General features: G+C 34.9%; 17 protein-coding genes. 11 read left to right on the top strand and 6 right to left on the bottom strand.

Annotation, left to right across the window (positions count from 1 at the left end; all coding sequences use genetic code 11):
- Window positions 1–70: 70 nt before the first annotated feature.
- From J8281_RS01685 to J8281_RS01665, 5 genes are all read left to right on the top strand, one after another.
- The gene (locus J8281_RS01685) at window positions 71–745 is read left to right on the top strand and encodes a TetR/AcrR family transcriptional regulator (RefSeq protein ID WP_210195850.1); all 675 of its coding nucleotides are present in this window, start codon (window positions 71–73) and stop codon (window positions 743–745) included.
- 4 nt (window positions 746–749) lie between these two features.
- Entirely contained in the window at window positions 750–2417 is a 1668-nt protein-coding gene (locus J8281_RS01680; protein ID WP_210195849.1) for a peptidase domain-containing ABC transporter, read from the top strand.
- A gap of 6 nt (window positions 2418–2423) precedes the next feature.
- Complete coding sequence (locus tag J8281_RS01675; protein WP_210195848.1) at window positions 2424–3779, top strand: HlyD family secretion protein; 1356 nt, start codon at window positions 2424–2426, stop codon at window positions 3777–3779.
- 4 nt (window positions 3780–3783) lie between these two features.
- Complete coding sequence (locus J8281_RS01670; protein ID WP_210195847.1) at window positions 3784–5184, top strand: TolC family protein; 1401 nt, start codon at window positions 3784–3786, stop codon at window positions 5182–5184.
- 583 nt (window positions 5185–5767) lie between these two features.
- Window positions 5768–6583, top strand: coding sequence for an alpha/beta hydrolase (locus J8281_RS01665; RefSeq protein WP_210195846.1), 816 nt, complete (start codon window positions 5768–5770; stop codon window positions 6581–6583).
- Between the two features lie 34 nt (window positions 6584–6617).
- Here the strand turns inward: J8281_RS01665 and J8281_RS01660 are convergent, their stop codons facing one another.
- The 4 genes from J8281_RS01660 to J8281_RS01645 are packed head-to-tail and all read right to left on the bottom strand — an operon-like array spanning window position 6618 to window position 10724.
- The gene (locus J8281_RS01660) at window positions 6618–7640 is read right to left on the bottom strand and encodes a UDP-glucose--hexose-1-phosphate uridylyltransferase (protein WP_210195845.1); all 1023 of its coding nucleotides are present in this window, start codon (window positions 7638–7640) and stop codon (window positions 6618–6620) included.
- 31 nt (window positions 7641–7671) lie between these two features.
- Entirely contained in the window at window positions 7672–8817 is a 1146-nt protein-coding gene (gene galK, locus J8281_RS01655) for a galactokinase (RefSeq protein ID WP_210195844.1), read from the bottom strand.
- Window positions 8810–9727: an aldose 1-epimerase gene (locus J8281_RS01650; protein ID WP_210195843.1), complete on the bottom strand. Its 918-nt coding sequence runs from the start codon at window positions 9725–9727 to the stop codon at window positions 8810–8812. Before J8281_RS01650 ends, galK begins: the two co-directional genes overlap by 8 nt.
- A gap of 1 nt (window position 9728) precedes the next feature.
- Window positions 9729–10724, bottom strand: coding sequence for a GntR family transcriptional regulator (locus J8281_RS01645; protein ID WP_210195842.1), 996 nt, complete (start codon window positions 10722–10724; stop codon window positions 9729–9731).
- A 382-nt stretch (window positions 10725–11106) separates the two neighbouring features.
- Here J8281_RS01645 and J8281_RS01640 point away from each other — a divergent pair, with 382 nt between their 5' ends.
- Window positions 11107–12624 (top strand): amidohydrolase family protein, encoded by a 1518-nt coding sequence (locus J8281_RS01640; protein WP_210195841.1) that lies wholly within the window; start codon window positions 11107–11109, stop codon window positions 12622–12624.
- A gap of 237 nt (window positions 12625–12861) precedes the next feature.
- On the opposite strand, the gene J8281_RS01635 is transcribed toward J8281_RS01640, so the two are convergent.
- Window positions 12862–13263 (bottom strand): MerC domain-containing protein, encoded by a 402-nt coding sequence (locus tag J8281_RS01635; protein WP_371812567.1) that lies wholly within the window; start codon window positions 13261–13263, stop codon window positions 12862–12864.
- A gap of 99 nt (window positions 13264–13362) precedes the next feature.
- On the opposite strand from J8281_RS01635, the gene J8281_RS01630 reads away from it, so the two are divergent.
- From J8281_RS01630 to J8281_RS01610, 5 genes are all read left to right on the top strand, one after another.
- The gene (locus J8281_RS01630; protein ID WP_210195840.1) at window positions 13363–13995 is read left to right on the top strand and encodes an ABC transporter ATP-binding protein; all 633 of its coding nucleotides are present in this window, start codon (window positions 13363–13365) and stop codon (window positions 13993–13995) included.
- A 51-nt stretch (window positions 13996–14046) separates the two neighbouring features.
- The gene (locus J8281_RS01625) at window positions 14047–15240 is read left to right on the top strand and encodes an FtsX-like permease family protein (RefSeq protein WP_210195839.1); all 1194 of its coding nucleotides are present in this window, start codon (window positions 14047–14049) and stop codon (window positions 15238–15240) included.
- Entirely contained in the window at window positions 15233–15676 is a 444-nt protein-coding gene (locus J8281_RS01620; RefSeq protein WP_210195838.1) for a hypothetical protein, read from the top strand. Before J8281_RS01625 ends, J8281_RS01620 begins: the two co-directional genes overlap by 8 nt.
- Before the next feature lie 398 nt (window positions 15677–16074).
- Window positions 16075–16845, top strand: a complete 771-nt coding sequence (locus tag J8281_RS01615; RefSeq protein ID WP_210195837.1) for a 5'-nucleotidase C-terminal domain-containing protein — start codon at window positions 16075–16077, stop codon at window positions 16843–16845.
- Between the two features lie 12 nt (window positions 16846–16857).
- Entirely contained in the window at window positions 16858–17772 is a 915-nt protein-coding gene (locus J8281_RS01610) for a bifunctional UDP-sugar hydrolase/5'-nucleotidase (protein WP_210195836.1), read from the top strand.
- On the opposite strand, the gene ggt is transcribed toward J8281_RS01610, so the two are convergent.
- Entirely contained in the window at window positions 17769–19466 is a 1698-nt protein-coding gene (ggt, locus tag J8281_RS01605) for a gamma-glutamyltransferase (RefSeq protein ID WP_210195835.1), read from the bottom strand. The two genes, J8281_RS01610 and ggt, sit on opposite strands and share 4 nt — an antisense overlap.

The following is a 19466-nucleotide window of genomic DNA, read 5'->3' as shown; positions in this document are numbered from 1 at the left end:
CTGTCTAATGAATAGTAAAAGTTTTATTTCAATGCGATTGTGAAGTGAAAAACAAAAATAGCACAAACTAATGAAATATTTACTTCAAGATTTAAAAGTAAGAATTAACGATAAGATTTATATTAAAGACCCAGAGTCTTCGGCATTGGGCAAGCGTATTATAGAACATAGTATTTTGATGATCCAGGAAAAAGGGTTTGAAAGTTTTACTTTTAAAAAACTTGGTGAAAAGATAGGCTCTAATGAAAGTTCCATTTACCGCTATTTTGAAAATAAACATAAGTTATTACTATATCTAACGTGTTGGTATTGGGGCTGGCTAGAATATCAATTAGTGTTTGCGACTAATAATATTCCTAACTCAAAAGATAAATTAAAGGTTGGTATCGACATTATCACCAGATCTATAGAGGAAGACTCTTCTTTTTCTCATATTAATGAAGTACTTTTAAATAAAATAGTAATCAATGAATATTCAAAATCATATTTAACCAAAGAAGTTGATACAGACAATAAAGAAGGTTACTTTTCTATCTATAAACGCTTAGCCACTAGAATTAAAGACATGATTATCGAGGTAAATAGTACATATCCTTATCCGGCGAGTCTGGCTAGTACAATAATAGAAGGTGCTTTGCATCAACACTTTCTCAAAGAGCACTTTCCTTCTTTAACAAACTGTGATCATAAAATCACACCAACCAAATATTTTACCGACCTCGTGTTTCATTCTTTAAAGAAATAAATTTATGGCTAAGAACATTTTGACAGCCTGGCAAAGGTTAATAGGACTTTTACAGCTCGATAAAAAAGATATTCTTCAAACATTCTACTATGCAATTTTTGCCGGATTAGTAAATTTATCACTTCCTTTGGGGATACAGGCTATTATTAATTTAATACAGGGAGCACAAATTAGCACCTCATGGATTATTTTGGTAGTGCTCGTAACTTTAGGTGTTCTTTTTGTAGGATTGCTTCAACTGATGCAGATTAGAATTATAGAAAACGTTCAACAAAAGATTTTTACTCGCGCATCTTTCGAGTTTGCTTATCGTTTTCCCAAAATTAAGATGAGCGAATTACGAAATTACTATCCTCCAGAGTTGGCCAATCGATTTTTTGATACGTTAACCGCTCAAAAAGGACTAGCCAAAATTCTAATAGATTTTCCTGCAGCGCTTATCCAGATAATCTTTGGTTTGATGTTGCTTTCGTTTTATCATCCGTTTTTTATTATCTATGGTATTTTGCTATTACTCCTTGTGTATATCGTTTTTAAATATACAGCAAAGCGAGGCTTAGAAACAAGTCTTAAAGAGTCCAAAAGCAAGTATAAAGTTGCGCATTGGATACAAGAAGTTGCCAGAACGATCGTAAGTTTCAAACTTTCTGGAAAAACAACGCACGCGCTAAGTAAAAACGATGCGCTGGTAAGTAGTTATTTAGATGCCCGCGAGAGTCACTTTAAGGTTTTGGTTATGCAATTCATACAGATGATCGGCTTTAAGGTTTTAGTTACTGCAGGTCTTCTTTTAATAGGAGGAATATTAGTACTCAATCAAGAAATGAACATTGGTCAGTTTGTTGCAGCCGAAATTATTATTGTACTGGTAATCGGATCGGTAGAGAAACTTATTTTGGGTCTAGAATCTTTTTATGATGTGCTAACCTCGATGGAAAAGCTAGGGCAGGTAGTGGATAAAGAGTTAGAACCTCAGGATGGAGAAAAACCTTTTAAAGAAGAAGATCGTTATACGGTAGAGTTATCAAACATTGTGTATAATACTCCCGATAGTGACAAAACAATATTAGACGAGGTATCCCTTACTATAACACCCAATTGTACCATACTTATTCAGGGGCCTAGTGGCTCAGGAAAAACCACATTACTTCGACTAATTGCAGGGCTCGTAGAACCTACATCGGGTAATATATTTGTAAATAATGTAGAGCTGAGAGGTGTTAATTTGAATTATTACAGAGCACATTTGGGGCAATCGCTTACTGAAGAATCTCCCTTTGAAGGAACATTATTAGAGAATATTACCTTTGGAGATGAATCGGTATCTCACGAAGATGTATACTGGGCGTTAGACAAAGTAGGACTCACCAATTTTGTAAAAGAACAGCCTAAAGGATTGAAAACTGTCTTATATCCAGAAGGGAAACAGATATCTTATACTATATCCAAAAAAATTGTATTGGCTCGCAGTATCGTGAGAAAACCTAAATTGCTGATTCTTAAAGATCCCTTAGACCAGTTTGATGATCAAGAAGTAAACAGGATCATGGATTTTCTTACCGATGCATCAAGTCCTTGGGCTTTGGTTGTAGTAAGCCAGAATCCAAAATGGATCAAAAGATGTGGTAGAATCATCAATGTTGAAAATGGAAAAATCATAAGTGAAAAATAATTGTATATGTTGAATATTTCTCAAAATACATTAAATCAAAAAGTAGATCTTACGGGATATAGTGCTGTACAGAAAGTTTTTCATAGAAGGCACTACAAATATTTTAATCGATTTTTAAAAGTATTCGCGGTCACTGTAGTTATAATTTTGTTTCTTCCATGGACTCAAAATATATCCGGAAATGGATATTTAACCACTTTAAAACCTGATCATCGCCCTCAAACGATACAATCTCCTATTCCTGGTCGAATAGAAAAATGGTATGTGCAAGAAGGAGATTTTGTTCAAAAAGGAGATACAATATTATTTATTTCAGAAGTCAAGAATGAATATTTCGATCCTAACCTGGTAGCACGTACCGGACAGCAGATTAAAGCTAAAGAGATGTCTGTAACTTCTTATGAAGAAAAAGTAAAGGCATTAAATACACAGGCGCAAGCTTTGATTAATGAAAGAAAGTTGAAATTGCAGCAGGCAGAGAATAAACTTTTGCAATCAAGATTAAAAGTCCAAAGTGATAGTATTGATCTTGAAGCTGCCAAAACGAATATAAGAATAGCACAGCGACAATACGATCGAACAGAGCAACTAGAAAGCGAAGGTTTGAAAGCTGTGACCGATGTAGAAGAAAAACGGCTAAAACTTCAAGAAACACAAGCGAAATTAATTTCTCAGGAAAATAAATTATTAGCGAGTAAAAATGAGGTGTTGAATGCCATGGTTGAGATCAATAGGGTAAAAGCGGAATATGCAGACAAAATAGCCAAATCCAGAAGCGATAAATATACAGCACAGTCCAATCAGTTTGATGCAGAAGCACAAGTGACCAAATTAGAAAATGAATACACGAATTACGAAATGCGAAGCGATATGTATTATATTAAAGCGCCGCAAAGTGGATTCATTAATAAAGCCTTGCGATCTGGGGTAGGTGAAACTTTCAAAGAGGGTGATCAATTAGTTAGTATAATGCCATCAGATTATGAACTGGCTGTAGAAACTTTTGTAAGACCTCTTGATTTACCTTTGCTACATATTGGAGAAGAAGTTCGTATACAGTTCGACGGTTGGCCGGCAATCGTATTTAGTGGATGGCCCAATGTCTCATACGGTACCTACGGAGGTAAAATCGTGGCCATCGAAAGATTTATAAGTGATAATGGCAAATATAGAGTGCTTATCGCACCAGATCCCAATGATCACGAATGGCCAGAAATACAGGTTGGTTCTGGAGCCAGGACTATTGCCCTTTTAGAAGATGTGCCCATTTGGTTTGAATTATGGAGGCAGCTTAATGGATTCCCACCCAATTACTATCAACCTGGTACAAATGAAAAAATGGCCAAAACCGACAAAAAATAGTACCATGAAATACATAGTGTATTCCCTGTTTTTTTTGGTGACCTCTATAGCTGCTCAACAACAAGATACCTTGGTGCTTAATTTTAAAGAATACTTAGGATATGTGAAAAAGTATCATCCGGTAGCGAAGCAGGCACAACTTAATATCGATATAGGACAAGCGAATTTAATGAGGGCACGTGGTGGTTTTGATCCTAAAATGGAGGTGGATTATGATCGTAAAAAGTTCAAAGGATCAGAATATTATGACCTTTTGAACGCTACTTTCAAAATTCCTACCTGGTATGGTATCGAATTTAAAGGAGGATTCGAGCAAAATGATGGAGATTTTCTTAACCCTCAAAATTCTGTACCTGATGATGGTCTATTTAGTGCCGGTGTTTCAGTTCCAGTGGGGCAGGGATTATTTATAAATGACCGAATGGCCACACTTCGTAAAGCGAAGTTTTTTAGAGAGCAAACCAAAGCAGATAGAGATCTATTGGTCAACCAAATTTTGTTCGATGCTTCTCTTGCTTATTTTGATTGGTTACGGGCGTTTAATGAAAAAGAAATTTATCTTAATTTTCTTGAGAATGCTAAAATGCGTTTCGAAGGAATTCGACAAAGCGCATTAGCCGGAGATCGTGCAGCTATTGATACCGTAGAGGCAAAAATTGCATTTCAAAATAGAGCGTTAAGCCTAGTGCAGGCAAAAGTTAAACTGATGAATAAAACCTTAGAGCTATCTAATTTTTTGTGGCTAGAGGGTAATGTTCCTGTAGAGTTGCAACCTAACGTTGTTCCAGATCAAAACGTAGAAAACGATATTGACACTACCTTAGAGATCATGGGACTCCCACTCGACAGTTTTACATTAGAAAATCACCCAAAACTTAGATCTTTAAATTTTAAAATAGAAGGGTTAGAAGTAGATCGAAGATTGAAAGCAAACAAATTATTACCCAAAATCGACCTAGAATACAATTTTCTTACTGAGACTCCAGAAACGGCTAGATCTTTTAATACGGCGGAATATAAGGGGGGAGTAACCTTTCGTTTTCCGCTTTTTTTACGAAAAGAACGCGGTGATTTAAGGTTAGCAAGGTTTAAGGTCCAAGATGCACAATTTGAATTTGAAACTACTCAGCTGCAGATAAGAAATAAGATTGCTGCTATTTTTGCAGAACTAGAATCTTTTGTGAGTCAAAATGAACTCATAGAAAATATTGTGGATAATTATCAAACATTACTAAACGCCGAAGAACGTAAATTTAGCTTTGGTGAAAGCTCTTTGTTTTTAATAAATTCTCGAGAGCGAAGCTTGATCGATGCCAGGTTGAAAGAAATCGAGGTTCAAAACAAGTTTTTCACTACCAAGGCCAAATTATTTAATAGTATGGCGTTAAATCCCGAGAATCTTTAGTTGTAATCCTTAACACATCTTAACTTTTTATGAATATCCATAATTTAACCTAAACGGTTTGCGTTAAGCTGAATACTGAAACGAGTTCAGCACATGCTTGTTTCGGCTTCTCATCTCAATGTACTGAAAATAAACGTAATGAAATCCTAAACTGAATTCAGGATGACTTCTCAGTTAAATTGTAGGTATAATAATGGACAATCAATAATTTTTATATTTGGCTGTAAAATGGTTTAAATAAATTCTACGTTGAACTCGATTTATACATAAGAATTAAAGTGCAGGTCTTTTATCACGTAATGTTTTATGTTGACAAGTAAGGATTAGTGTGAAATCACGACAGAAATTTAATAAAGTAAAGACGTTAAACCGGGATTATACAGTAGAAATGGTATAAATACGAAAACGCGGATGCTTTCTTAATTTCAGCATAGCAGTTTACTTAGATCGAGGTCGAAAGGCTACGGTTACATTGAAAACTTAGCGAAGCGAACGTCTTTGAAGCTGTTGAAAGCGGTAATAGACGTTCTTAACGTATAAAACTATTAAACCTGCTTACCGTTCATTTAAAGATAATTAGTATATGATTGCATTACGATATTTAGTGATTGGCATATTTTTTTTGCAATGGTGTTCTGCTCAACAGATTTCATACCAATTTGAGAATAACATCCAATATTATGATGGTATAAAAAAGAAATTAGACAGCTACTCCAAAGAACGCTGTGTGTTGGATCTCTATTATCCTACCAACCTTAAAAATTTTGCTACGGTCGTATGGATTCATGGAGGAGGATTAGTTGGCGGAGAAAAATATATTCCTGAACGACTTATGAACCAGGGATTTGCTGTAGTTGCGATAAGTTATAGGTTGTACCCAAAAGTAAAAAAACCCAAATATATTGAAGATGCAGCCGCAGCAGTTGCTTGGGTTTTTAAAAATATCGATCGATATGGAGGGGATACTGATCAGATTTTTGTGTCTGGTCATTCTGCCGGAGGATATCTTACGTCTATGGTTGTTTTGGATAAAAAATGGTTACGCAAGCACGATATAGATGCAGACCAAATTGCCGGAGTTATCCCATTTAGCGGTCATACGATTACACATTTTACAGTAAGAGACGAAAACGGTATTTCTAGAAATCAACCTATAGTCGACGATTATGCTCCTTTGTTTTATATACGAAAAGACGCACCACCGTTTCTGTTAATTACAGGCGATAGAACATTAGAGCTTCCCGGAAGATACGAAGAGAATGCGTATTTCGAAAGTATGATGAAAACAGTCGGGCATAGTGATATAGCGCTATTCGAAATACAAGGATATGGTCATGATATGACAGAGCCCGGATACCCGTTACTTGCTAAATATATCAAGGATAGAACTAAAAAGTAGTCTTGTGTAGTATTGTAACGATAGTAAACATTCCTTATTTCAGCTTCTCTTTCAATCTTTTAACAGCTTGTTCTGGAGTAATATCGCGTTGAGGTGAACCAAACATTTCATATCCTACCATGAATTTTTTTACTGTGGCACTTCGAAGCAGGGGAGGGTAGAAGCTCATATGCCAATGCCAATGCGTATTTGGTCTATTATTCGTTGGTGCCTGATGGATACCACTAGAGTATGGGAATGAAGTTTGAAATAGGCCGTCATAAGCTTTTGTAATTTTTGATATGGCATCTGCAAAAGCCAGACTTTCTTGTGACGACATCTGGGTAATATTTTTGCTATGTTTCTTCGGAATGATCATAGTTTCAAAGGGCCAGATGGCCCAAAATGGTGTTAATACTACAAAATCATGATTTTGATAAATAATACGATCGTTGAGCGTTAATTCTTGATCTAAATAATCACCTAATAAACTTTTTTGATGCTTTTCGAAGTATTTTTTTTGCTGTTGCTCTTTCTTTAGTACTTCGTTGGGTAGTGAAGACTGGCTCCATATTTGTCCGTGAGGATGTGGATTACTACACCCCATAACCGCTCCTTTATTTTCAAAAATCTGAACGTAGTTGATCATTTCTTCTGCGCCTAGTTTTACAAATTCTTGTTGCCAGGTTTTTACAACCTTTGCGATTGCTTTAACATCCATATCTGCCAGGCTTTTAGAATGATCAGGACTAAAACATACCACTTTACAAATACCTTTTTCGCTTTCAGCCCGAAGCAAATTAGAAGTAAAAGAAAAATCGGGTGAATCGGCTTGTAAAGCGGCAAAGTCATTCACAAATACAAAGACGTTTTTATAATCTGGATTTTTCTCTCCGTTGATTCTGGTATTACCAGCACATAAATAGCAGGACGGGTCGTATGTTGGACGTTTTTCGTTAGAAACAACCTCATTTTGTCCCTGCCAAGGGCGTTTTGACCGGTGAGGAGATACCAAAACCCATTCTCCGGTAAGAATGTTTAGTCGTTTGTGTGAATAATCTTGCAAATTTTTATCCATGCTATGCAATTTTTAAAGCGTCTGTAATCTTTTAAATAAGTTGTGTGCCATCAGCTAATTTTACACTGTAGATACTACATTCTTTTTTAAACCTTTCTTTAAATTTTTTAGTTATTTCTTTTTTAAAAGCTTTGTATTCACTTTTTAAAATTAAATTAATGGTGCAGCCTCCAAAACCTCCGCCCATCATGCGTGCACCAAGAATATTTGGATTTTCTTTCGTGTTATTTACCAAAAAATCAAGTTCTGAGCAACTTACTTTGTAATGTTCACTTAGACCTTTATGAGATTGATAAAGCAGATCGCCTAAATCAACGAGATCTCCCTTTTTTATACTTTCTGAAAATTGTTGCACACGTAGGTTTTCATTAATTACATAAAGTGCTTTTTGATACTCTTCTTCTGAAATTTGCTGGCGAATACAATCAAGATCTTTTTTAGATGCATCTCTTAATGCGTTAACATTTAGTATATCTGATACCTTCTCACAAACTGCCCTTCTGTCGTTATAGGCACTTTCTGATAAATCGTGTTTTACATTACTATTGATAAGCATTAATTTGTACTCATAGAGATCAATATGATAAGGATCTGCTTGCACAGTTCTACAATCCAGAAAAAGCGCACTGTTTTTAATACCGAACATACTGGCAAATTGATCCATAATTCCGCATTTGACACCTACAAAATTATGTTCGGCTTTTTGAGCGATAAAAATCATTTCTTTTTTAGATAATTGCAATCCGAATAATTCATTTAGACCCAATACAAAACCATTTTCTAAAGCGGCAGAGGATGACATACCTGCTCCACTAGGAATATTACCTGCAAAAACGGCATTAAAGTTACCTATCTTCTTACCTAACTTTTGCAATTCTGAAACTACTCCCAGAATGTAATTTCTCCAGCCCCCATTTTCAAGAGGAGCTATATCCTGAACAGTAAATTCATATGCTTCTTTTTTATCTACAGCATAGATTTGGCTTTTTTCAGTATTACTTTTGCTTAAAGCCACTACAATTCCTTTATTTATGGCAGCGGGAAACGTAAAGCCTTCATTATAATCTGTGTGTTCTCCAATAAGATTAATTCTTCCGGGTGAAAACACTATCAAAGGTGCGGTGTCGAACCGATTTTCGAAGCTATTTAAAACTTTTTTCTTTAACTTTTTAGCCATCTTTTTTTTCTCTTAACAGACTTTTTATGGCAATACACCATTCAGTGGTATAGGTTGCTTTAGGTACCAACATTTGTAGTCCTGTTTTCGTATTGAAATTGTTGGGAGCACCAGTCATTGGTTCTATAGCAATTGTATTTCCTTGAGGCGGAGTATATACCTGTAGAAATTGATTGTCTTTTGTTGCACTTAGTGTAAGGTTATATTCTGGGGTTAAAAATTGAACTTCACTTTCTTCTAGGGTGAACCCTTGATCCAGTTGGTGGTCTTCAACTTGAAAAGGCATGGGCAGGTTTGCATAGTAACTTCCGTTTATAATTTTTTGATGATCGTATGTGTATTGGGACGAGCTATTGAAAATAAGATAACTTTCATAAAGATTTTTACTTACAAAATAAGGATGCCAACCCATACTAAACGGAAAAGACTTTTTGTCTGTATTCGTAGCAGACACAGCTAATTGTATACCGTTTTTATCTAAAATATAGATGAACTGAAGTTTAAATGCAAAAGGAAATCCCTGGGCCAATCCCTTATCTTCGTAAACCAGGGTAACCAATGCTTGTTCTACCGTTGCTTCTTGATGTATGCAAGTAAATGATTTGTCGTAAACCAGACCATGAAGCGCATTGTTTAGACCGGTATCATTACAATCTAGTGTATAGGTGGTGTTGTCTAAAGAAAATGTTCCATCTTTAATTCGATTAGCAAAAGGAAATAAGATAGAAGATGCATAACTTTGGCTGTAATCGATAGCTTCTGGATCGGCAATAACTTGTATACCTTCAAAAGTGAAACTACTAAGTCTCCCTCCCTGATCAAGACAAAGCTCAGCTTTTGAAGTTTTGGCGGCATTACTGAGCGCTATAAGACTTCTGCCTTTTATTTTTTTATGGGTGATAGTGTACAAGCTATAAGGATTTTCTAAGGATTAAACGATTATTATTTTCAACCTGTGTAAACTCTTTTGACAATATCATTTGAGCCAACCGGTTGCCCATCTCTTTAAAATCTGTGGATATTGTCGTAATACCTCCTTCAATAATTTCTTTTAATAACGTATCGTTGTAAGAAATTATACCGATATCGTCTGGAATCACCAGTTTTTGCTCTTTAATTTGTTTGATTACCCGAATTAAATTTTGATCATCTAGTATGATGTATAATTCTCCTTTTTTTAACAAGCTACTTTCAAATGTCGTTATAGTTTCATTTTTAATTTTATATGTCGCACAAAACGTACGAAAACCCTCTAAAAGCCCTTTTGGCTGAGTTGGAGAGTGCAATAAAACTACTTTATCGTATTTTTTAATCTTTCCTAAAGCATTTTGTAATCCTAAGTATATATCCTTTTCAAAATTCTGATAAATTCCTGAGTATTCACTTAATTCTTTTTGCATTTGATCCAAAATATATACACTGTCTTTTGGTAATATGCGCAATGGTTTATGAACATCTTTCAAATTGGCAGGCATAATAACATAATCACTGTAGTTACCTGCACTATTATGTATCAGATTACAAAAAACTTCGTAGTTAAAGTGATGAAAAAAAATTTCTACTTGTACACCAGTGTCAAGACGGTCTTTGAATGCATTATAAAGATCCTCTTTAAAAGCATTAAATTCGTCGAATAGCAAGAAAATTTTTTGAGATATAGTAATATTTTCACTAACTACATAATAGCCTTTGCCTACTACAGATTGAATTATGCCTCTTGTTTTTAGCTCATTAAATGCGGTTAATACCGTATCTCTAGATAGTGAGTGCCTATTTTTGATACTATTTAATGATGGGAGTTTATCATCTTTTACCAGTATCCTATTGATAATGGCTTTTTCTATAGAAGATACAATTTGTTTATACTTAGGTATGCCAGAATTTTCTGTAATAGTAACAATATCCATTCTGTAAAAATACTATAATTTTTAAAATAAACAACTAGTAGGTACTAGTAGGTTTTTGTATGTATTAGGTATATTTTTGTTATCAACCTAAGAATGGTATTCGATTACTTTTTTCTGTTTGGTCGAGCCCTTCGTCAGAGCTCGGGACAGGCTCGGTCGAGACCTGGTATAACAATCGAACTCAAATTATCAAAGTTCGAAATTGCCATTCGAATTTATAATGAGTAGTTACGTCTGTCGAATACCCTTTTATACCTGTTTATAGCCTTTACTAATAGTCATTGCATATTATCCATTTGTCTAGTATATTTGAAATTTTATTGATTTTAAGGATGTTACCCCCAATCTCAATAGCTTACAAAATTTCAAATAGGTTGCTTATATGAAAATAGTAAAGAAAATACTTATTGTAGCACTGATTCTTATTCTGATTGCAGTTGCAGTTTTATTCTTTGGCATACGTTATGAAACCAAGTTACAATCGGGTGGATTTACTAAGGTGATCAATCCAGAACCATTTTTTGAACGCTATGAACGCATAGGGATCGAGAAGATTAACGTTTTGATACATGATGACAGTCTTTATTTTATAACCAAGAATGTAGTATTAGAATCTGGACGCATTACTGCGATAGATACTATAGCTGTTAAAAAAGAAGGAGTACATTATATAGATGGGTACGGGAAGTATTTGGTTCCCGGACTTGCGGATACACATGTTCATCTGGAAAATAGTAAAAATGACTTGTACTTATATCTTGCCAATGGTGTAACTTCGGTGTATGAAATGTACGGTAACCAGAACCATTTGCGATGGAAAGAAGAAGCAATTCAAGGAGCTATTAGCCCGCATATAAAAGTAGCATCGAGTAAAATTACTAGTTTAAGCGGTATGGGACCTAAGATAGATCAATTCTTTGGGGGCGCTATATCATTTTCAACTAAAGACGCGGTTCGTGATGGAGTCGAAAATTTAAAGAAACAGGGATATGACGCCTTAAAATTAAGTTCTCTTATGGACCTTAAAATTTATGAAGCAATTAATAAAGAGGCGAATACATTACATATGCCTGTGCTTGGACATGTTTCAAAAGAAGTTGGTTTGGAAAACCTTTACAATTCTAATCAAACGCAGGTAGCACACGTTGAAGAAATTTTAAAAAATGTAATGAGTGACTTCGGAAGTATAAATGAAGAAAATTCAGGTGAGTTTCTGCGATTTCTTACTACCGAAAGTGAATCCATTGCTAAAAAATTGAAGTCAAAAGATATATCGGTATCCACAACTATATGGTTAATGGAAACACTACCAAAGCAGGTATTACATCTTTCAGAATTTATAGCTACCATAGAACTGTCCTATGTAAATCCTGGTGTTTTAGAAGGTTCAAATTTAAGAAAGGGTTGGTTGCCTGGTAATAATGGATATGAACTGCCAAATCCATCTGAAGCCGATAAAAAATGGAGAGCATTATTCTGGAAAACCTACGTCGAGGGAATTCATATCATTACCAAATCATTATTTGCAAACGAAGTAAAGGTTCTGGTAGGTACAGATGCTAATGTTTCGGGTGTAGTTCCCGGGTTTTCTATTCATGACGAGTTAGCTTCACTCTCAAAACTTAATATTGCTAATGAGAAGATCCTTAAAGCTGCAACCTCTGAAGCTTCAAATTTTATGAACTTAAATTCTGGAGTTATTCTCGAAGGTAATCATGCAGACTTGTTGATATTGTCAAATAATCCATTAGAAAACATCAATAATCTTAAGGCTATCGAACGTATTTTTATAGGAAATGCAACCATTGATAAAGAAAATATAGAGAAATTGCTATCTGAAATTGCAAAAACCAACAACGAAAACCGATCGGTAAATATTACCGAATTTACTAAGGAGTAATAATGTTGTGTGTACGCGAACTACTAAAACGAATTGGAAGTTGATAGGCTGTACCCATAGCTATAATTGTTTACATTATTATGATTTTAGAATACCATTGTATTCAAATCAAAAGAATGCTACTCCATGCCATTATCATAGGTGTCCAAAGGTAGAGCAATAGTATCCCTATTAGTCAATCGGTCAAATTATAGAAGAAGCTAGCAGTGCTACTCTTTCTAACAGTGCTACAAAATTTTAATGTTTAACACAATCTTGCTTGCGTTGACAATATTTTAGATTGTAGACATGTAATATAACGAGTAAAGAAGACGCCAGATAAATAGTTTCTTCTGCCAAAGGAAATAGCGCTAACTTTTCATTAATTACAATAATAAACAATAGTAGCCAACTTATCCAAAACGCATATTTCATTTTAGATTTTGACGTGGTTCTAGAGGATTTTCTTACGGCAAGAAAAGAAAGTCCTAAAAAAATGATGTCCAAAGATTTCCACCAGAGCGGATGTTCATTATGAAAAAGCATGGATCCCGAATGTGCCATAAAGAGAAAAGGAGTAAGCAGGCAATGTGCTAAACATAAACTACTCGCCATGATTCCTAAAGTATCTGAGTGGTTGCGTGCGTGAGATATATTCACAAGAAAATGTATTTGTTAAGGATTGCAAATATACTATAATTTTATAAATGCAACTTTGTTGCGTTAATTATAATTTTTTATTTTTGACAAAATGATGCTATGATTCAAACCACATCGTTACGCTTTACATATCCAGATACAAAAAATAAAACACTATGTTTTCCTGATATAGTTTTACCACCCAAAAAGGATATGTTAATTTTAGGACCCTCTGGCGTTGGTAAAACCACGTTATTACATCTTTTGGCAGGGCTTTTACCACCCAAAATTGGAGATATTTGCATTGCCAATACTTGTTTGAATAGACTTTCGAGAAGACAACTTAATCGTTTCAGGGGAGAACATATAGGATTAATATTCCAAAAAACATGTTTCATTAAATCTTTAACCTTGCTTGAGAATTTAACCTTACGTGAGCGATTTTCTAAAAAGAAAGGTGATCGTTATCGCAAAGAAGAATTGATTATGCATTTAGGCCTCTCAGATCTTTTGCATAAAAAAGTATATCAACTAAGCCTGGGGCAACAACAACGACTTTCTATCGCTTTGGGGGTTATACATAAACCTAAGATTATTTTGGCAGATGAACCCACATCAAACCTGGATGATGCGAATTGTAAAAAAGTCATTTCATTATTAAAAAAAGAAGCACAGATCTGCCAAAGTAATTTAGTAATTATCACTCATGATCATAGAGTTACGGCACACTTTAGTAATCATATAAATTTATAGAAATTGTTATATCTGGCCTACAAAAATTTGATTTCTAAACCTTTGAATACTATGTTAAGTATTGTATTGTTGATGCTTAGCATTTCATTGGCAACTTTTGTGTTGCAAATAAGAAATCAGCTTCTTCACCATTTAGAACGTACTATCAAACCTTTTGATATGGTAATTGGCGCCAAAGGAAGCTCATTGCAACTTGTCCTATCTTCAGTTTTACATATTGATAATCCTACCGGTAACATATCCCTAGAAAAAGCGATGCGTATTGCCAGAAACCCTATGGCCAAAGACATTATTCCTGTTTCTTATGGAGATAATTATAAAGGAATCAGAATATTGGGTACATCAAAGGAGTATTTGACTACTTACGATGCAAGTTTACAGGATGGAAAATTATTTGAAAAACCATTTGAAGCAGTTATTGGTAGTAGTGTGGCAAAAAAAGAGGAATTGAACGTAGGTGATACCTTTTTGAGCTCACACGGCTTAGCAAAAAGTGCACTAGAAACCCATAATGATAAACCTTTTATCATTACCGGGATAGTAAAGCCAACATACACCATTATTGATCATCTTATCATTACCAACCTTGAAAGTATATGGGAAGTACACAAACATCACGATGAACCACACCATCATGAAGAAGAGCATCATATGGAACATGTAGATGCGCATAGTAATCCTAATGATAAACATGAAGAAGAACGCCAAATAACTTCTTTGTTAGTAAAATTTAGAAATCCCTTGGGCGCATTGCAAATCTCTAGGTTTATTAATGACAAAACTACAATGCAAGCGGCAATTCCCAAATTTGAAATTGAACGATTAATGGGGTTTTTAGGAATTGGTTTCCAAACCATTAATGGGATTGCCACTGCCATATTACTAGTGGCCGGGCTTAGTATATTTATAAATTTAATAAAAACCGTAAGAGAAAGAAAACAAGAGCTGGCCTTATTGCGTACTTATGGTGCCAATACATTTCAGTTGATAAAATTGGTTTTTCTGGAGGCACTTTTCTTATCTTTTTTTGGAACTGCCATAGGGTGGTTTGTAGGAAGAATTAGTTTATGGTTCTTATCAATTTTTACCGAGGATGTATATGGTTATCATTTTGTGTTTAGCCTCCCTACTCAAAAAGAGTTAATTATTTTGGTATTGGTAATTTTAACAACTTTACTGGCAGCCATATCAGCCTCACTATCTTTATTTAAGTTAAACGTTTCTAAAATAATATTTGATGCCTAAATTCGTTTTTTCAATCCTGTTTTTTACGTTAATCACAGTGCGTTTATGTTCTCAAGAAAAGTTGACATGGAGTGATTTTGCCGACGTAAAATTTAGCCACGTGTATAGTGCTGTTTATGATGATATTTTCCTTAAGCCAAAATTTGGTACTATAATTCAGTCTTATGAAGGTGCCAGAATTCGTATTAAAGGTTATTTTTTAGATTTTTCTATTGAAGAAGATGAGTTTTATTTACTTTCTCAGAACCCAAGAGCTTCTTGTTTTTTTTGCGGTGGTGCAGGTCCAGAAAGTGTAGTAGAGGTGGTTTTTAAACAAAAGCCAGCTTTTAGAATGGATCAGATTGTAGAGGTCACGGGTGTTCTTGAGCTTAATATTGATGATGTAGATCACTGTAATTATATACTAAAAGAAGCTACGGGTAGATTAATACAATGAACTCATCTTGACTTTTATAATTAGCTACAAAATGATCTTTTTTACTTACTTTTTATCATTTTTGAGTTCCGTAGCTAAGGCTATGCAACAAAAAAATACTTTCAACTAAGCAAAAAATCTCTATTTTTCACTTTAATCAAAAAAGTCAAGATGAGTTCAATGAACTAGTTCAATTTTTTTCAATTTGCCTAAAAATGTTGTTTTCCATGTGTAGTTTATAATTTTTAACTTATTTAGCAGCGCTACTTAAGTCAAAAATTACGTCATCTAAACGTAAAACCTCCATTTTAAGATTACATCAAAAAATTTAAATCAGTTAATAAAGTATGCTAGTATTTGAGTAACTTTTGTAATACATTTAAGGCTGAAGTTATTATCGAACAAACTCTATGAATCGAATGAAACGAACATTAAGAATTGATATACTTTTTCCAGCAATCCTATGGCTTATACTTGTTTCATCTTGTAGTAAAGAAAAGCATCTTGTAAAAATTGAAGATAAAAGAATTGAAATAAACGAGGCCAGTCCGTCAAATGCCGATATTGAAAGTTTTATCAAACCCTATAGAGAAAATGTAGAAAAAAATCTGGATAGCGTTCTTGCTTATGCACCTAAAACATATGTTAAAACAGATGGAAAATTAAATACCGCTATTGGTAATTTGCTGGCAGATATTGTTTTAGAACAAGCTAATCCAATATTCAAATCCAGAACGGCACACGCGATCGATATGGTCTTGCTAAACTATGGCGGCATTCGTGCACCTATTTCAAAAGGGAATATAACCGCGCGAACCGCTTATCAAGTAATGCCTTTTGAAAATAGTGTAGTAGTGGTAGAAATGAAAGGCATCCAGGTTAAAAAGCTAGTCGCCTATTTACAAAAATCTAAACGAGCACATCCTATTTCAGGATTAAAATTAACCGTAGATACTCATTTTGATAGTATCCAGGTTTTGATAAATAACAAAGCTATTCAAGATGAAAAAACGTATTTTGTGGCTACAAATGATTATTTACACGGTGGAGGCGATGAGATGTATTTCTTTAAGCAAGCAGGTAAATTACATATATTGAATTACAAAATTAGAAATGCCATGATTGATTATTTTCACAAGGTTGATACAATAAATCCCGTTAGAGATGATCGATTTATACAACTTAACTAACTCAATATCATAATGAAACGAAGAGAATTTTTAAAACAAACTGCAGTATCTACAGCGTTGGTTTCTTTAGGGGGGTTGGGGTTATCATCTTTTTCTGGAAATGACACAAAAAAAATAACTATTTTACATACTAATGATGTTCATAGTCATATTGACCCCTTTGGACCGGGAGCAGGTAGAAATGCGAATAAAGGAGGTGTGGCAAGAAGAGCTGCGATTATAGAAAAAATACGACAAGAGAATCCAAATACGGTATTGCTTGATGCCGGTGATATTTTTCAGGGAACCCCGTACTTTAATTTTTATGGTGGCGAACTGGAATTTAAGCTTATGAGCATGCTTAATTATGATATAGCAACAGTTGGTAACCATGATTTTGATAATGGTATTGAAGGGTTGCATGCACAACTTCCGTATGCTAAATTTAAATTTGTTTCAGCTAATTATGACTTTAGCAATACGATTATGGATACGTTGGTAAAACCTTACGAAATATTGATTAAAGACGACGTAAAGATTGGGATTTTTGGACTAGGCATACAATTGGATGGGCTCGTTATGAAAACATTGTACAAAGAAACCAAATATCTAAATCCAATAGACATCGCTCAGGATATGAGTCGAATATTGAAAAAAGAAGAACAGTGTGATTTGGTGATATGTTTATCGCACCTAGGCTATGAATACAAAAAAGATCCCGATCGAATAAGCGATATACGTCTTGCTAAAGCTACCGAAGATATCGATCTAATCATTGGTGGGCATACGCATACCTTTCTTGAAAAACCCACGGTAGTAAAAAATAAAAAAGACAAAGATGTACTTGTGAATCAAGTAGGATGCTATGGTTTATACTTAGGAAGAATAGATTTTTATTTTGATTCTAAGAAAAACAAAACACCCGATGGAAATTCACTTTCCGTTTAGTATCCTGCCGCTTGTCCGTCTTTTCGGCTTTCTGAGGCGCCGTGATACACTTTGTTTTTATCATCCCATAAAATAGCCTGATACCCTCCATATACCCCTCGGGCAGTACCAATTTTATGACCTTTATCCATTAACCCTCTCAATGTCGTATAGGGTATTCCAGATTCAGTTCGTATCATTCCGGTGTCCTGAGTGGTATTTCCCATCGGGCTTGCTCCACCCGTATGATCCCAACGCGGGGCATCACCAGCTTCTTGTAAGTTCATACCAAAGTCAATTAAGTTCATAACAATTTGCGTATGTCCCATAGGTTGAAAATCACCTCCCATCACGCCAAAACTAACATAAGGCTTATTGTCTTTTGTAATAAATGCCGGAATAATTGTATGAAAAGGGCGTTTTCCAGGTGAATAGGTATTGGCCTGCCCTTTTTTTAGGCTAAATAATTCCCCTCGATCTTGTAACATAAAGCCAAGTTTTGGCGGAACCATACCAGAACCCATTCCTCGATAATTACTTTGAATCAAAGATATCATGGTGCCTTCTTTGTCAGCTACTGTCATATAAATAGTCTCCCCTGCAGAAATTTCACCTGCGCTATATGTTCCTGCTTTAGCTTTGATTTGTTTTCTTCTGTTCTCAGCATATTCTTCTGATAGTAATTGCGTCACAGGAACATCAAAAAAATCCATGTCGGCATAGTATTTTGCGCGATCTTCAAAGGCTAACTTTTTAGCTTCGGTAAAAAGATGTAGATGTTCTGTACTTCCAAATTCAATAGTAGAAAAATCATAACCTTTTAATATTTGTAGCATTTGTAGTGCTGCAATCCCTTGTCCGTTAGGAGGTAATTCCCATACATCATAGCCTCTGTAGTTAATAGATACCGGTTCTACCCATTCTGACGTATGAGCGGCAAGATCTTTGGTCGATAGAAATCCGCCTTGTTCTTTAATGAAAGTATCAATGGTTTTAGCAATATCGCCTTTGTAAAAAGCATCACGTCCTTCTTTAGCAAGACTTCTATAGGTGTTAGCGAGATACGGATTTTTATATAGTTCACCTTCTTTAGGTAGTTTGCCTCCATTTTGGGTTATATACGTATCTTTTATATTAGGAAACCCTTTGGATTCAAAACGTGGTATAGTACGTTGGATGTACCATGAGATAAGTTCGGTCAACGGAAATCCATTTTCGGCATATTGGATAGATGGTGACAGTATTTCTGACATCGGTTTTGAACCAAATTTTTTATGAAGTTCGAACCAGCCATCAACTGCACCAGGCACACTTACAGGTAATGGTCCATATGATGGTATTTTTTCCATTCCTTTCTTTTGAAAATATTCTAGCGTAAGTTTTTGAGGAGAACGCCCACTGGCATTAAGACCATAGAGTTTTTTAGTTTTTCCGTCCCAAACGATAGCAAAAAGATCGCCACCAATACCACAGCCCGTAGGCTCCATAAGTCCCAGTGCTGCATTTGCGGCAATAGCGGCATCAATGGCATTACCTCCACTTTTAAGTATGTCTAGCCCTATCTGAGTAGCCAAAGGATGACTGGTCGCTACCATTCCATTTTGACCTAGAACTTCAGATCGGGTTGCAAAAGGTTTTCCTGTAATTCTATCTTGCGCAAAAGTACAAGCGATACCTAAAAAAAGAATAGAAGTATAATAAAAAAGAGTTTTCAT

Source organism: Aquimarina sp. U1-2 (assembly GCF_017897595.1).
Taxonomy (GTDB): domain Bacteria; phylum Bacteroidota; class Bacteroidia; order Flavobacteriales; family Flavobacteriaceae; genus Aquimarina.
The sequence above is the reverse complement of the archived record's forward strand: the minus strand, read 5'-3'. Positions and strand labels throughout refer to the sequence as shown.

Bases quoted from the DNA above. Each gene is read 5' to 3' on its own strand.
- J8281_RS01685 (WP_210195850.1), top strand. From the start codon at position 71: ATGAAATATTTACTTCAAGATTTAAAAGTAAGAATTAACGATAAGATT.
- J8281_RS01680 (WP_210195849.1), top strand. From the start codon at position 750: ATGGCTAAGAACATTTTGACAGCCTGGCAAAGGTTAATAGGACTTTTA.
- J8281_RS01675 (WP_210195848.1), top strand. From the start codon at position 2,424: ATGTTGAATATTTCTCAAAATACATTAAATCAAAAAGTAGATCTTACG.
- J8281_RS01670 (WP_210195847.1), top strand. From the start codon at position 3,784: ATGAAATACATAGTGTATTCCCTGTTTTTTTTGGTGACCTCTATAGCT.
- J8281_RS01665 (WP_210195846.1), top strand. From the start codon at position 5,768: ATGATTGCATTACGATATTTAGTGATTGGCATATTTTTTTTGCAATGG.
- J8281_RS01660 (WP_210195845.1), bottom strand. From the start codon at position 7,640: ATGGATAAAAATTTGCAAGATTATTCACACAAACGACTAAACATTCTT.
- galK (WP_210195844.1), bottom strand. From the start codon at position 8,817: ATGGCTAAAAAGTTAAAGAAAAAAGTTTTAAATAGCTTCGAAAATCGG.
- J8281_RS01645 (WP_210195842.1), bottom strand. From the start codon at position 10,724: ATGGATATTGTTACTATTACAGAAAATTCTGGCATACCTAAGTATAAA.
- J8281_RS01640 (WP_210195841.1), top strand. From the start codon at position 11,107: ATGAAAATAGTAAAGAAAATACTTATTGTAGCACTGATTCTTATTCTG.
- J8281_RS01630 (WP_210195840.1), top strand. From the start codon at position 13,363: ATGATTCAAACCACATCGTTACGCTTTACATATCCAGATACAAAAAAT.
- J8281_RS01625 (WP_210195839.1), top strand. From the start codon at position 14,047: ATGTTAAGTATTGTATTGTTGATGCTTAGCATTTCATTGGCAACTTTT.
- J8281_RS01620 (WP_210195838.1), top strand. From the start codon at position 15,233: ATGCCTAAATTCGTTTTTTCAATCCTGTTTTTTACGTTAATCACAGTG.
- J8281_RS01615 (WP_210195837.1), top strand. From the start codon at position 16,075: ATGAAACGAACATTAAGAATTGATATACTTTTTCCAGCAATCCTATGG.
- J8281_RS01610 (WP_210195836.1), top strand. From the start codon at position 16,858: ATGAAACGAAGAGAATTTTTAAAACAAACTGCAGTATCTACAGCGTTG.
- ggt (WP_210195835.1), bottom strand. From the start codon at position 19,466: ATGAAAACTCTTTTTTATTATACTTCTATTCTTTTTTTAGGTATCGCT.